Here is a 13506-nt window from a genome sequence, read left to right on the forward strand (position 1 = left end):
GTACCCTTCAGGACCATGCACACGGTGGGGGAACTCCTGCGGCAGTGGCGGCATCGCCGCCGGCTCAGCCAGCTCGACCTGGCGATCGCGGCGGACGTCTCGCCCCGCCACGTCAGCCTGGTCGAGACGGGTAAGTCCAACCCGAGCGCCGACATGGTCGTCCGCCTCGCGGACCAGCTCGACGTGCCGCTGCGCGACCGCAACCGGCTGCTGCTCGCGGCCGGCTTCGCGCCCCGGTACCCCGAGCGGCCGCTCGACGACGGTGCGCTGACGGCGGCCCGGAACGCGGTCGAGCGGGTCCTTCGCGCGCATGAGCCGTACCCGGCGCTGGCGTTCGACCGCCGATGGAACATCGTGACGACCAACCGCGCGCTCGAACCGTTCCTCGCGGACGTCGATCCGGAACTGCTGCGGCCACCGGTCAACCTGCTGCGGCTCGGGCTGGACCCGCGCGGCCTCGCCGCCCTGGTCGTCAACCTGGCCGACGTGCGCGCGGTGTTCCGCTCCCGGGTCAGGCGGCAGCTCGCCGCCGCCCCCGACCTCGAACTCACCGCCCTCTACGAGGAACTGCTGGCGCCCGGCCCCGAGGACGGCCCGCCGCCCGAATCCGACGTCATGATCCCGATGGTCGTCCGCTTCGGCGGGCGGGAACTGCGGTTGTTCTCGACCATCACCACGTTCGGCACCCCGATGGACATCACGCTGGACGAGGTCGCGATCGAGTCCTACTACCCGGCGGACGCCGAGACCGCCGCCTACTTCGAAACACCCCCCGATGAGGCCGGCAAGGCCCCGTCGGTCTCCTGAACACGACTCCTTGCGCGCACGTCTCAATCCGTATGACGGACAGCGGGCACACCGGTGAACTGTGGAGATACCCCGTCAAGTCGATGCTGGGGGAGCGCCAGGACGCGCTGGCGGTCGACGGGCGAGGCGCGATCGGGGACCGGCTCTACGCCGTCCGGGACGGCAACGGGAAGTTCGGCAGCGGCAAGAACACCCGCCGTTTCCGCCGCATCGACGGGCTCTTCGACTTCCGCGCCCGCTACGACGGCGATGTCCCGGTGATCACCCTGCCCGACGGCCGCGAGGTTCGCGGCGACGACGATGACGTCCACCTTCACCTGCAGCGAACGCTGGACCGCACCGACGTGACCCTCGCCCGGGAAGACTCCATCTCCCACTTCGACCAGGCGCCGCTGCACATCGTCACGGACGCCTCGCTCGCCTGGCTCGCCGGAGCCGTCCCGGGGACCGCCGTCGATGCCCGCCGCCTCCGTCCCAACCTGGTCGTCCGCACCGGCTGCGAACCCGGCCTCGTCGAGGACGCGTGGATCGGCCGGACGGCCCGCATAGGCTCCGAGGTCGTCGTGGCCTTCACCCACCGCACCGAACGATGCGTGATGGTCAACAACGCCCAAGACCACCTCGCGTATGACGGCCGCGTCCTCAAGGCCATCGCCGCCAACGACCTCAACCTCGGCATCTACGCCACCGTCCTCCACGGCGGCACCATCTCCCTAGGCGACCGACTGCAACTCGGCGCCCCCGCTCAGCCAGGGCAGCGCTGACCTGCGGCGTGTGCTGCCATAACACACCGCACCTCAACGAGCCGCCGCCCCGGCCTCAGGTGGTGGGCGGGGGAGTCCAGCCGCGGGCGAGGATGTCGAAGATCGTTTCCACGGCGGCGCGGCGATCGCGGCGGCCGCGGGTGAGGGACGGGATGTCCAGGACGAACCGGGCGAGCGTCGCGCAGGCAAGGTCGTCGTGGGGGACGCCGCACTCGTCGGCGATGGCCGCGGTGAGGGCGTCGGTGTACCGGGTCCACATGCGTTCCGAGTAGGCGCGCAGTGCCGGGGTGGAGTCGACCAGGTCGACGAAGCCGGCCCGTTGCGGGTGCTCCGCGATCGGCGGCCAGGTGTCGAGGACGTGCCGCCGGAGGGCGTCGAGGACGCTCTGCCCCGCAGGCCGTCGCCGGACCGCGTCGACCAGGTCCGACTCGTGGTCCTCGTCCTGGTCGAAGACCAGCGCCTCCTTGCCGCTGAAGTGCTTGAACACCGTGGACGGGGAGACGTCCGCCGCGTCCGCGACGTCGTGGACGCTCACCTGGTCGTAGCCGCGATCGAGGAAGAGGCGCAGCGCGGCGTCGGCGATCGCCTGCCGGGTGGCGGCCTTCTTCCGCTCGCGGCGGCCGACCGGGGACGTAGTCATGAGGCGAGTATATCTGACAATGTAGCGAGTCGATTCGTTGACTCGATGCACTTTTATACTTAGTCTCCGTTCTGAGCGAGTCCAGAACGACGGAAGGAACGACCATGAACTCTCCCGAACCCGCCAGCGCCAGGATCAGCGTCGCCGGCGCAGGTCCCGGCGGCCTGACCTGCGCGCGCATCCTCCAGCGGCGCGGCATCGCGGTCACCGTCTACGACCGCGACGAAGGCCCCGACGCGCGCGACCAAGGCGGCACCCTCGACCTGCACGCGGACAACGGCCAGATCGCCCTGCACGAAGCCGGCCTCCTCGACGCGTTTTTCGCGCTGGCACGTCCCGAAGGGCAGGAGATGCGCCAGCTGGACCCGTCCGGCGCGCTCAGGTCCCACCACGTCCCGGAGGCCGATGAGCTCTTCAAACCGGAGATCGACCGCAGTGACCTGCGGGCCCTCCTGCTCGACTCTCTGGAGCCGGGCACCGTCCAGTGGGGACGCGCCCTCGAAAGTGTCGGCGGACCCGCCGGCGGGCCCCGGCGACTGCACTTCGCCGACGGCACGACCATCGAGACCGACCTGGTCATCGGCGCCGACGGCGCCTTCTCCCGGGTGCGCCGGGCCGTGTCGCCGGCCGTCCCCGAGTACAGCGGCGTGAGCTTCCTGGAGGCATGGTTCTCCGACGTCGAGAACCGGCACCCCGAGATCGCCGAACTGGTCGGCGCCGGAGGCGCCGCCGCGGCCGACGGCGACCGCGGCCTGTTCGCCCAGCGCAACGGCGGAAACCGCATCCGCGTCTACATTATTCGGCGGGCGCCGGCCGACTGGATCGCCGCGAGCGGCCTCACCACCGGCGACACCGCCGGCATCCGCGCCCTCCTGCTCGACGAGTACGCCCACTGGTCGCCCCGCCTACGCCGGATGATCACCGACAACGACGGCCGCTACGTCGACCGCCCGATCTTCGCGCTCCCCGTCCCGCACACCTGGGAGCACGACCAGGCGGTGACGCTGCTCGGCGACGCCGCGCACCTCATGCCGCCCCTCGGCGTCGGAGTCAACCTCGCCATGCTGGACGCCTGCGAACTCGCCCTCGCCCTCGCGGACGCCCCCACCGTCGCCGACGCCGTCCGCCTCTACGAGAAGACGATGCTGCCCCGCTCCATAGAGACCGCCGAGCTACTAGAAGGCGCTGCCGAACACCTCCTGTCCGCCGACATCCCCAACTTCAACAACAACACCCCCTCCTGAACCCCGCCACCCGCCGCCGCGCCGCCCGTGCCGCGCCGCCCCCGCTCCCGGCTGGATTGGAGCCGGCCTAGCAGCGTCTTGCGTGGACCGGGAACGGCTTCGCCAACGCTCTCGGGGCTGGGCTCACTCCTCTGGCCGTGAGTCTGATCGGTGCGGGGCGTGTAGGCCGTTCATGAGGAGTGTGAGCATGCGGTCGGCTTGCGTTGAGCCGTCCGGGGCGTCTTGGACGGCCCAGGCTATGGCGCCGACCATTTTCAGGACGTCCGCCGGGTCCGCGTCGGCGCCCACCGCCCCCGATCGCCGTGCGCGGGCCAGTAGCGCGGCGCCCACCTCGAACATCTGCGCGTGCCAGGTCGATGCGCGGTCATTGTCCTGGTCGAGGGCCGAGTTCATCACTGCGGCGGCCAGGCCCCGATAGGTCAGCGCGTGCGCGAGTGCGGCACGCAACCACCTGGACAACGCGGCGGACGCGTCCTCGGCCGTCAGTAGCCCGCGGCCGAGGTTGACCAGTTCCGCTATCTGCCCGGCTAGCACTGCCTCGATGAGGTCGAGACGAGTGGGGAAGTGCCGATACAGCGTTCCGCTGGCCACCCCCGCCCGCCGGGAGATCTCGTCCAAGGGGGCGTCCACGCCGAACTCGGTGAACGCGATCCGCGCCTGCTCGACCAGTTTCTCGTAGTTGCGCCGGGCGTCTGCGCGCATCGGACGCCCGGTACGCGGTCCGTGCTCTGCCAGCGCGATCACCTCACCGTTGCCAGCCGGAGGAATAGTCCGGTACCGTTTTCGCATAACCGGACTATTCCTCATCTTAGCGTCATGGTCGGAGGAGGTGCCCCATGGTGTTTCCGGAGCGGGGCCACATCGTCGTTGACGACTTGATCGCGGCGAGGTGACCGCCGAGCGAGGAGCCGGCGCGCGGGGCGTTCTGGAGCGTTACCGCCGGGCCGCGATCGACCAGTCCGTCGCCGAGATGAGCCGGTTGTACGCGGCCGACGCCGTTCATGAGTTCCCGTTCACGGCTCCGGGGCTGCCGTCCCGGCTCGAAGGCCGGGACGAGATCGTGAACTGGATAGCCGCGGGTTGGAAGGATGGTCCGCTGAAGTACGAGCGCTACCGGACGCTCGCCGTCCATGACACCGCAGACCCGGCAACGATCATCGTCGAGCAGGAAGCCCTCGGGACGAGCGCTTCCACCGGCGGGTTCGCGCTTCCCAACATCGTCGTGCTCACCGTGCGGGACGGGCAGATCGTGCATCTGCGCGACTACGTCAACATCCCGGCGGCCATGGCCGCCATCGGACGTGAGTCGTAGACGATCAGAACTGCGCGCGGTGCCTGCCGGTGTAGCGGGGACGCCGCGGGATCGCCAGGGCCGTCGCAGAACTCGCCAGCACCGCCGCGCCGATGGCGACCGCCGCCATCACGAGAGCGGTCACAGCGTCACTCCCGGCGTCCCGCTGAGCAGCGTCTTGATCGCCAGGACGGCGTCCGTGATCTGGTCCGCTTCCGCGATGGGGTGGCGCCATCCCGTCCAGAACCATGGCCGTCCCGCGTCCTCCGCACGCGGCTCGACGGTCACGACGACGCAGGGGTGGACGGTGCAACAGCCGTCGGCTTCCGGCTTCTCGACATGAAGGCCGTCCGGGGTGAACCACGCGCTCAGCCCGTGCGCACGCAGAACGGTCCCGAGCGCTTCGAGTCGCGCTCTAGCATCGGGGGTCATGGGTCGTTCGCCTCCTGAGGCGTCCGGTCCTAGCCCCGTTCGGACGGTCGCAACGTCCGGGCGGGGCGCTTCTGTGCCTGGCCCCAGTCTTGCAGAGTTACGCAGAGATATGAATTGAATAGAATTGAATTGAACGTAACCATTGAAACGAGCAGCGTAACGTAGCGTTATGGCCAGCTTGGACGGCATCGCGCCGCTGAGGGATCAGCTCGTCGAGGTGATCCGCGAGCGAATCGCAACCGGGACGTACCAGCCTGGGACGAAGCTGCCCACGACGAGCGAGCTTGCCGACGAATACGACATCTCAACGCGTACCGTCTCAGATGCCTTTCGCATCCTTCGCGAGTCCGGCGAAGTGGTCGGCGTGCGCGGCCGAGGAGTGTTCGTCCGGCCGTCCGGCTGAAGAGCGCCGGGGTCCGGGGTCGGACGGTGGGCCATGTTGGGTGGCGATGAGTTTCGGTGGTGGGGGCGGTCTGTCATGGTCGGGTGAACGGCCGCGGCGGATGCGAGCCGGCCCTATGGGAAGACCCCTACGAGATGCTTGGGAGAAGCCAGATGCGCACTCTGATCAGCACCGCTTTCGTCTCGCTCGACGGCGTCGTGGAGGCGCCCGGCGGGGAGCCGGGGTACCGGAACTCCGGGTGGACGTTCAAGGACGTCGAGTTCCTGCCGGAGGCCTATGAGATCAAGGGGCGGGAGCAGCAGGAGGCCGCCGCGATGATGATGGGCCGGGTCAGCTACGAGGCGTTCAGCCCGGTCTGGCCGTCCATGGAGGAGTTCGCCGACTACAAGGTGATGCCGAAGTACGTCGTCTCCACCACCCTCAAGGAGGACGACCTGGTCTCCGGCTGGGGCGACACCATGATCCTGCGCTCGGTGGACGAGGTCGCCGCGCTCAAGGAGACCGAGGGCGGGCCGATCATCGTCCACGGCAGCGCCACCCTCGGCCGGGCCCTGTCCGACGCGGGCCTGATCGACCGCTACCACCTGCTGGTCTTCCCGCTGCTGCTCGGCGCCGGCAAGCGGCTGTTCGGCGACACCGACAAGGACGCCCAGAAGCTGAAGCTCGTCGAGCACGAGGCGTACGCGAACGGGATCCAGAAGAACGTCTTCGACGTCGTCCGCTGACCGGGCCGGGTCAGTCGAGGCAGAACTCGTTGCCCTCGGGGTCGGCCATGATGATGTGGCCGGCGCCGAGCGGTGGAGCGGGCTCGTGGCGCTGGAGGCGGGCGGCGCCGTGGGAGACGAGGCGCTCGGCTTCCGCCTCCAGGGCCGCCATCCGCTCGTTGCCGGTGAGGCCGGGAGCCGCCCGGACGTCCAGGTGGACGCGGTTCTTGACCTGCTTCGGCTCCGGGACGCGCTGGAAGAACAGCCGGGGGCCGGCGCCGTCGGGGTCGACGACCGCCGAGGCGTCGTTGCGGCGTTGGGGCGGCACGCCCATCGCGTCCAGGGCCTCGTCCCAGGTGCGGAAGGTCCCGGGCGGGTCCTGGAGCCGGTAGCCGAGGGCCTCGGCCCAGAACGCCGCGAGGGCGGCCGGGTCGGCGCAGTCGAGGGTGATCTGGGTCTCGCGGGCCATGTCAGTTCGCCTTCCGGTGCAGGTAGAGGTCGCGGAGCAGGCACACCTCGGACAGATGGTGGATCGTCTCGCGGTTGATGTGCAGGACGAGGGCCGCCATCGGACGCTCGCCCCACGGCGCCTCGGCCTCCCCGCACGGGCGGGCCAGGCCGGATTCGCCGAGGGACTCGACCCCGGCCGTCCACGCGGCGTACTCGGCGTCGAGCTGAGCCAGCGCCTCGGACGCGGTCGCGGCGTATTCGAACGAGTCGTAGCCGGTGGCGGCGCGGCCGAAGTGCGCGGCGTTGCGGAGGGCGAGGACGCCCACGATGACGTGCCCGAGGCGCCACGCGATCGTCGTGAACGGCGCGGGTTCCGGCGGCGGGAACGCGTAGTCGATGGTCATCGCGCCGGATCCGGCCTGGACCGGGGCGGTGCCGGTGCCGCGCGGGCGGACGCTCCAGCAATCGGGTGCGGGCTCCCAGAAGTACTCGTCGTCGGTGAGTCCGTCGAGGCGAGGGCGCAGCAGGTTCGTCCAGTGCCAGGTCAGCTGATCCCGCAGCAGGGGATTCCAGGTCTGCTCGGTCATGTGGCCAGCCTGGCGCAGACAGCGGACAGTTTCGTTCCGTTTGTCACCAAGGACGTTCCAGGGAACGGGCGCCTCGAGACCCTTGTTTATATGTACGATCGTTCGTATTGTTTTCGCATGGACGGTGACCGCATGTTCGCGCTGGCGCAGGAACTGGCCGTCGCCAAGAGCCGCCAGGACGTCCCGGCGGCGATGAAGCTGCTGCACCCGGAGATGGTCCTGGAGACCCCGGCGTTCGGAGCGACCGCCCGCGGCCATGCGCAGAACGAGAAGGCGCTGCGCCGGTTCTTCGCCTCGTTCCCGGACTACGACGTCGCGTTGCAGGGGCATGCGGCGAACGGCGAGAACCTCGTCTGCTGGGGGACGGTCCGGATGACGATGACGGGCGACCGCTTCGGCGTGGTGCCCAGCGGCGGGCGCGCCGAGCTGCCGGTGTTCATCCGGTTCGCGTTCAAGGACGACCTGATCGCGGGCGAGTACTTCTTCTTCGACCTGTCGGAGCTGTGCGCGCAGTCGGGCGTCTCGGCCGACGCCGTCCGGCGCGGGCTCTTCGCCGCCGCCTGAACCCCCACCGAGAAAGGTGATGCGCATGGTCGCGGACCCGCGCGTGAAGGACGTCGGAGAGACCCGCACGGAGTTCCTCTTCGACATCGTGGTCGATCTGGATCCGCCGCTGGACTTCGGCCGCGGACCGTCCGGGCGGCGCATGCTGTTCGGCTCCGCCGGCGGGAGGTTCGAGGGTCCGGAGCTGCGCGGCGACGTGCTGCGGGGCGGCGGCGACTGGGCGCTGTTCCGCTCCGGCGGGACGATGGCCCTGGACGTCCGGCTCGCGCTCCGGACGGACGACGGAGCCCTGATCCACATGACCTACGGCGGCCGCTTCACCACCCCGCCGGAGCTGGGCGCCGAGATGGCCGACCCCGCCGGGAGGCACCGGGTCGACCCGTCCCGCTACTACTTCCGGACCAACCCGCTCTTCGAGACGGGAGCCGAGCGGTACGCGTGGCTGAACGACATCGTCTGCGTGGGCTCGGGCTACTTCGTCGAGTGCGGTATCGCTTACAAGGTCGCCCAGGTGGCGTGAGCGGGGACGCCCGCGTCGGTGCGGAGGCGACGGGCAAGGGCTTGCAGGAGATAGATCATCACGGCGGCGATGACGGCCAGGCCGACCGCGTCGGGGACGTTGTCCGTGTTGGCGGCGAAGCCGAACGCGGTGTGCGCGACGAGGGCGCCGGAGATCGCGGCGAGGCGGTGGCGGTCCGTCCAGCCGCCCGTCCGGGCCAGGTAGAACGCGGTGCAGACGGCCAGCAGCGCGGCGGCGGCCATCGGCATCGGGACCCACGCCCGGGGGACGAACGCGGAGTGGTCCGCGCCGGCGAAGGGGAACAGCAGGGCGAGGAAGCCGAAGGACGCGAGGCTGCAGACGGCGCCGAGTTTCCACGGCGCAGGCGGGACGCCCGGTAGGGGCGGGCGGCGCAGGCGAGGGAGCACGGACAGGGCGACGAAGGCGAGCACCGCGCAGAGCGCCAGGATGACCAGCGCGGTGTCGCCCGGCAGCGTGTAATGCGGGTCCTCGGACGGCGGGACGGAGACGCGCAACAGGCCCACCCCGACGGCCGCGACGATCCCCGTGATGATCACGCCGCCGCGGCGCAGGTAGGGGGCCCGGCCGTGGCGGCGGAACACCAGCTCGACCAGCGCGATCGGCACGAGAACGCTGAACACCGCGTGGTAGGGAAGGTTCAACTCGGTGTACGGGGCGTTGACCCCGAACGGCCTCGGCCCCCAGTCCGCCGCGTCGTACAGGTGCGGGCTGGTCAGGCTCTGCAGCGCCAGCCCCTCCTCGACCAGCCCGTAGACGAGGCCCATCGCCAGGACGCTGCTCCACCCGCCCCCGAGGCGGCGGACCAGCTCCCGGATCAGCAGCACGCCGGCGCCGTAGATCGGCACGTACAGCAGCACGAGCCAGATCATCCGGACCGGGACCGTGCCGAGGGTGAGCTCGGCGACGGCGGGGGCGACCAGGACCAGCGTCCACGCCGCCCGCCGGGAACGCGGCTGCGATGTCATGCCGTCAACGCTAGGAACGCGCGGCGCCGGGCGCTTCCAACGAAGGATCGGTCTCGGCGCTCCGACTTTAGTCGCAGGGGCGCGGCCGGACGAGGCCGAGGTCATAGGCCAGCACGACCACCTGCACGCGGTCGCGCAGGCCGAGCTTGCGCAGGATGCTGGAGACGTGCGTCTTCACCGTCGCCTCGGTGACGACGAGCCGTTCGGCGATCTCGGCGTTGGACGCGGCGCGCGCGATGAGCTCCAGCGTCTGCATCTCGCGGTCGGTCAGCGCGGCGAGCGCGTCCGGGCGGACGGGCGGGCGCGGCTCGGTGGCGGTGAACCGGTCGAGCAGCCGCCGGGTGACCGACGGCGCGAGCAGCGCCTCCCCGCGCGCGACGACCCGGACCGCCTCCGCGAGGTCGTTCGGCCGGACGTCCTTGAGCAGGAACCCGGCGGCGCCCGCGCGCAGCGCCGCGTACAGCGGCTCGTCCAGGTCGAACGTCGTCAGGATGACCACCTTCGGCGGGTCCTCGGTGGCGGTGATGCGCCGGGTGGCCTCGATGCCGTTCAGGCCGGGCATCCGCACGTCCATCAGCACGACGTCGGGTGCGAGCCGGGCGGCGAGGCGGACGGCCGACTCCCCGTCCCCGGCCTCGCCGACGACGGTCAGGTCGTCCCGCGCCTCGATGATCATGCTGAACCCGGCCCGCACGAGGTCCTGGTCGTCGGCGATCAGCACGCGAACGGTCACGCACGCACCCCTCTAATGGTGGGCCTCCATCGGCAGCGAGGCCCGCACGCGGAACCCGCCGGACGGGTCGGGCCCGGCCTCGAACGTGCCGCCGAGCAGCAGGGCGCGCTCCCGCATCCCGGCGACCCCCTGGCCGCTCCCGGCGAGGCCGGTGCCGCCGCTCTCGCCTGCGCCGTCGTCGAGAACATCGACGTCCAGGCATCCGTCCGCGACGCGGAGGACGACCTCGGCGCGGCCGGCGCGGGCGTGCCGCAGCGTGTTCGTCAGAGCCTCCTGGACGATCCGGTAGACCGCGAGGCCCACGCCGGACGGAACGTGCACATCGCCCATGCCCTCCCGGTGCAGCCGCACGTGCAGCCCGGTGCCGGCGACCGAGGAGATGAGCCGGTCCAAGTCTCCCAGGCCGGGCACCGATCCGCTGGGGTCCGCGGCCTCGGCGTCCCGCATCGACCGCAGGAAGTGCCGCAGCTCCGCGAGCGCCTGCCGTCCCTCGGCCTCCAGGTTCCGGACGGCCCGCCGCGCGAGGTCGGGGTTCGCGTCGAACACGTCGTCCGCGGCGGCGGCCTGCACGACCATCACCGACACGGTGTGGGAGAGGACGTCGTGCAGCTCCCGGCCGATCCGCGCCCGCTCCTCCAGCGCCGCCCGCCGCGCCTCGGAGTGCCGGCGCGCCGCGCCCGCCCGTCCGAGCGCGCCCCAGCTCCAGGCGAGCAGGGCGGCGACGGGCCACACCGCGACCATCCGGCCCTGCGCCGCCGCGACGGCGCCGGTCGCGGCGGCGACCATGCCCATGCCCCACAGCGAGACCCGCGCGGGCCGCAGCCAGGCGAACACGCACAACACGACGAAGACGATTCCGGGCCCGATCTCGGCGCCCAGCGCCTGGACCCCGGCGCCCGCGGCGGCCGTCACTCCGAGCGCCACTTCGGGACGCTCCCGCATCAGCCACGCCGCCGCCGCGCCCTGAACGCCCAGCAGCGCGACGACGATTATGCGCTCTGACCAGCCCAGATCCAGGAACGGGACGGCTCCCGCCGCGCCGATGGCGCACACCACGGCGACCGTCCGCCACCAGGACGGCAACACCGCCGCATACCGATCCCGCACGCTCGCCGACGCTACCAACCAAGCCCTCGATACGGGGCGCGACCGGAACCGCCGGACCGTCCGCAGCCGTACAAGGAACAGGGCACTTGCCGGTGATGGTCTGCTTGTTGTTATCTGCGGTGCTTCGGGAGGTCTCCTGGGGAATCGGGGCGATCCGCCGAAGGGACGGTGACACGCGTGGGCGAGGACGTGGACCTGCTGGTCCGGGCGGCGCAGGACGGCGACCCCGAGGCCACGGAGCGGCTGGTCGCCGAGCACCTGCCGCTGCTCTACAACGTGGTCGGCTGGGCCCTCGACGGCCACGCCGACGTGGACGACGTCGTCCAGGACTCGGTGCTGCGCGCGCTCGGCGGGCTGGACGGCCTGCGCGAGCCCGGCCGGTTCCGCTCCTGGCTCGTGTCCATCGCGATGAACCAGGTGCGCCGCCGCTGGACGTCGCTGCAGCGCGGCACGCCGATGGACCCGGAGGCCATCGCGCGGGTCGCCGCGTCCGAGGCCGACTTCGCGGAGGCCGCCGTGCTGCGGCTGGAGCTGTCGGGCCAGCGCCGCGAGATCGCCGAGGCGACCCGCTGGCTGGACGCGGGCGAGCGCGACCTGCTCGGGCTGTGGTGGCTGGAGGCCTCCGGGCACCTGTCCCGCGCCGAGCTGGCCGACGCGCTGGGCCTGTCGGCGGCGCACGCGGCCGTCCGCGTGCAGCGGATGAAGAAGCAGCTCGCGACGTGCCGCGCCGTCGTCCGGGCCGTGGCGGCGGAGCCGCGCTGCGAGGCGCTCGGCCCGGTGCTCGCGCGGTGGGACGGGGTGCCGTCCCCGCTGTGGCGCAAGCGCGTTGCCAAGCACATCCGAGGGTGCCGGGTCTGCGGCGCCCGGCAACGCGACCTCCTTCCGCCCGAAGCGCTGCTGGCGGGCCTGGTCATGGTGCCGCTGCCCGCCGCGCACCCGCTGCACTCCCTGGCGACCGCGCTGTCCGCAGGTTCAACCGGCGTCGGCACGGCGCCCTCCTCCGCCGCAGTCTCGTCGGGGGGCGCAGCCAAGGGCGGCGGGGTGGCGGCGGCGAAGTGGGGGGCGGGGGCCGCGGTGGCCGGCGTCACGGGCGCGGCGGTCATCTTCTGGAGCATGCAGGGCTCGCCCGGAGAGCAGCCGCGCCGCGACGACCCGCCGGTCGCGGCGCAGCGGACGCCGTCGCGCACGCCCAAGCCGGAACCCGGCTCCACGTCGGTCAAGGAGAGCATCGCGCGGCCGTCCAAGAAGCCGGCCAAGGCCCCGGCGTCGTCGATCGAGCAGCAGGTCGTCCGGCTGGTCAACCAGAACAGGGCCAAGGCGGGGTGCCGCCCCTTGCGCGTCTCGCCGGCCCTGCACAAGGCCGCCCAGGCGCACGCGCAGGACATGGCGTCCCGGCGCGCCCTCGACCACCGCGGAGCCGGCGGCGACGACCCGGGGGACCGGATCACCGCCGCCGGTTTCCGCTGGAGCGCCTGGGCGGAGAACATCGCGCAGGGCCAGGCGTCCCCGCCCGCCGTCGTGACGGCCTGGATGAACAGCGCGGGGCACCGGGCCAACATCCTCAACTGCCGCCTGACGATGATCGGGGTGGGCGTCGTGCACGGGTCCGGCGGGCCGTGGTGGACCCAGGACTTCGCGACGCCCGCCTGAACGGCGCGTACTGCGTCAGCGGCTCGTGCCGAAGTCCTGCGTCCAGTACGGGCCGCCGGCCATCACCACGCCGACGCCGATCTCCTTGTAACCGCAGTTCAGGATGTTCGCGCGGTGGCCGGGGCTGTTCATCCACGCCGTCATCACGCTCGCCGGGGTCGACTGGCCCTTGGCGATGTTCTCCCCGTAGGCGGACCAGCGGTATCCGGCCGCGGTGATGCGGTCGCCCGGGTCCTTGCCGTCGGGGTTGGTGTGCTCGAAGAAGTTCCGGGCGTGCATGTCGGCCGAATGGCCCTGCGCGGCCCGCGCCAGCTTGCTGTTGACGGTCAGCGCACGGCAGCCGTGCTTGGCGCGCTCGGCGTTCACCAGCGTGACGACCTGCGAGGCGTAGCGTCCGGCGGTCCCGCCGACCGGCGCGGCCGGGGCCGCCGGCTTGGCGGGCGCGGGCTTGGCCGAACGGTGGTGCGTCGCGTGCGGGGTCGGCTTGTGCGACGGCTTGGCCTTCTTGTGGCGCTTCGGCTTCGCCGTCCTGCTGGGCGAGGGCCGCGGCGCGTCGGCGACCGGACGCGGCGACGCGGCGCTCGGCGACAGCGACGACCCGCTCGCGGTGGGCGCGCCGTCCTT

General features: G+C 71.8%; 18 protein-coding genes. 9 read left to right on the forward strand and 9 right to left on the reverse strand.

Annotated elements, in window-relative coordinates:
• Positions 1–15 precede the first annotated feature (15 nt).
• Entirely contained in the window at positions 16–807 is a 792-nt protein-coding gene (locus tag ABD296_RS20060) for a helix-turn-helix domain-containing protein (protein WP_344268993.1), read from the forward strand.
• A gap of 32 nt (positions 808–839) precedes the next feature.
• Complete coding sequence (locus tag ABD296_RS20065) at positions 840–1571, forward strand: MOSC domain-containing protein (RefSeq protein WP_344268996.1); 732 nt, start codon at positions 840–842, stop codon at positions 1569–1571.
• 55 nt (positions 1572–1626) lie between these two features.
• Here the strand turns inward: ABD296_RS20065 and ABD296_RS20070 are convergent, their stop codons facing one another.
• On the reverse strand, positions 1627–2211 hold the full coding sequence (locus ABD296_RS20070; protein ID WP_344268999.1) for a TetR/AcrR family transcriptional regulator: 585 nt from the start codon (positions 2209–2211) through the stop codon (positions 1627–1629).
• Positions 2212–2315: 104 nt separating this feature from the next.
• Here ABD296_RS20070 and ABD296_RS20075 point away from each other — a divergent pair, with 104 nt between their 5' ends.
• A complete protein-coding gene (locus tag ABD296_RS20075; protein ID WP_344269002.1) occupies positions 2316–3455 on the forward strand; it encodes an FAD-dependent oxidoreductase in 1140 nt (379 codons plus the stop codon).
• A 123-nt stretch (positions 3456–3578) separates the two neighbouring features.
• On the opposite strand, the gene ABD296_RS20080 is transcribed toward ABD296_RS20075, so the two are convergent.
• Complete coding sequence (locus ABD296_RS20080; protein WP_344269005.1) at positions 3579–4157, reverse strand: TetR/AcrR family transcriptional regulator; 579 nt, start codon at positions 4155–4157, stop codon at positions 3579–3581.
• Positions 4158–4344: 187 nt separating this feature from the next.
• Here ABD296_RS20080 and ABD296_RS20085 point away from each other — a divergent pair, with 187 nt between their 5' ends.
• Positions 4345–4767, forward strand: coding sequence for a nuclear transport factor 2 family protein (locus ABD296_RS20085; RefSeq protein ID WP_344269008.1), 423 nt, complete (start codon positions 4345–4347; stop codon positions 4765–4767).
• Positions 4768–4887: 120 nt separating this feature from the next.
• Here the strand turns inward: ABD296_RS20085 and ABD296_RS20090 are convergent, their stop codons facing one another.
• On the reverse strand, positions 4888–5178 hold the full coding sequence (locus ABD296_RS20090) for a hypothetical protein (protein WP_344269011.1): 291 nt from the start codon (positions 5176–5178) through the stop codon (positions 4888–4890).
• Between the two features lie 169 nt (positions 5179–5347).
• Between ABD296_RS20090 and ABD296_RS20095 the strand changes: the two genes are divergently transcribed.
• Complete coding sequence (locus tag ABD296_RS20095; RefSeq protein ID WP_344269014.1) at positions 5348–5581, forward strand: winged helix-turn-helix domain-containing protein; 234 nt, start codon at positions 5348–5350, stop codon at positions 5579–5581.
• A gap of 152 nt (positions 5582–5733) precedes the next feature.
• A complete protein-coding gene (locus ABD296_RS20100) occupies positions 5734–6306 on the forward strand; it encodes a dihydrofolate reductase family protein (protein ID WP_344269017.1) in 573 nt (190 codons plus the stop codon).
• 10 nt (positions 6307–6316) lie between these two features.
• Here the strand turns inward: ABD296_RS20100 and ABD296_RS20105 are convergent, their stop codons facing one another.
• Both ABD296_RS20105 and ABD296_RS20110 read right to left on the reverse strand, forming a co-directional pair.
• Positions 6317–6754 (reverse strand): VOC family protein, encoded by a 438-nt coding sequence (locus tag ABD296_RS20105; RefSeq protein WP_344269020.1) that lies wholly within the window; start codon positions 6752–6754, stop codon positions 6317–6319.
• A gap of 1 nt (position 6755) precedes the next feature.
• Positions 6756–7322: a DinB family protein gene (locus ABD296_RS20110; protein ID WP_344269023.1), complete on the reverse strand. Its 567-nt coding sequence runs from the start codon at positions 7320–7322 to the stop codon at positions 6756–6758.
• A 117-nt stretch (positions 7323–7439) separates the two neighbouring features.
• Between ABD296_RS20110 and ABD296_RS20115 the strand changes: the two genes are divergently transcribed.
• Both ABD296_RS20115 and ABD296_RS20120 read left to right on the forward strand, forming a co-directional pair.
• Entirely contained in the window at positions 7440–7886 is a 447-nt protein-coding gene (locus ABD296_RS20115; RefSeq protein ID WP_344269026.1) for a nuclear transport factor 2 family protein, read from the forward strand.
• Positions 7887–7911: 25 nt separating this feature from the next.
• Complete coding sequence (locus ABD296_RS20120) at positions 7912–8406, forward strand: DUF3237 domain-containing protein (RefSeq protein WP_344269029.1); 495 nt, start codon at positions 7912–7914, stop codon at positions 8404–8406.
• Here the strand turns inward: ABD296_RS20120 and ABD296_RS20125 are convergent.
• From ABD296_RS20125 to ABD296_RS20135, 3 genes are all read right to left on the reverse strand, one after another.
• Complete coding sequence (locus tag ABD296_RS20125; RefSeq protein ID WP_344269032.1) at positions 8382–9392, reverse strand: hypothetical protein; 1011 nt, start codon at positions 9390–9392, stop codon at positions 8382–8384. The two genes, ABD296_RS20120 and ABD296_RS20125, sit on opposite strands and share 25 nt — an antisense overlap.
• A 67-nt stretch (positions 9393–9459) precedes the next feature.
• On the reverse strand, positions 9460–10125 hold the full coding sequence (locus ABD296_RS20130) for a response regulator transcription factor (protein WP_344269035.1): 666 nt from the start codon (positions 10123–10125) through the stop codon (positions 9460–9462).
• Positions 10126–10137: 12 nt separating this feature from the next.
• Positions 10138–11232 (reverse strand): sensor histidine kinase, encoded by a 1095-nt coding sequence (locus ABD296_RS20135; protein WP_344269038.1) that lies wholly within the window; start codon positions 11230–11232, stop codon positions 10138–10140.
• Positions 11233–11409: 177 nt separating this feature from the next.
• Between ABD296_RS20135 and ABD296_RS20140 the strand changes: the two genes are divergently transcribed.
• Positions 11410–12882: a sigma-70 family RNA polymerase sigma factor gene (locus tag ABD296_RS20140; RefSeq protein ID WP_344269041.1), complete on the forward strand. Its 1473-nt coding sequence runs from the start codon at positions 11410–11412 to the stop codon at positions 12880–12882.
• Between the two features lie 15 nt (positions 12883–12897).
• On the opposite strand, the gene ABD296_RS20145 is transcribed toward ABD296_RS20140, so the two are convergent.
• Positions 12898–13506, reverse strand: a 609-nt coding sequence (locus ABD296_RS20145) for a CAP domain-containing protein (RefSeq protein WP_344269043.1), incomplete at its 5' end; no start/stop codon positions are given.

The sequence above is a fragment of the Actinomadura napierensis genome, assembly GCF_039529375.1.
Taxonomy (GTDB): domain Bacteria; phylum Actinomycetota; class Actinomycetes; order Streptosporangiales; family Streptosporangiaceae; genus Spirillospora; species Spirillospora napierensis.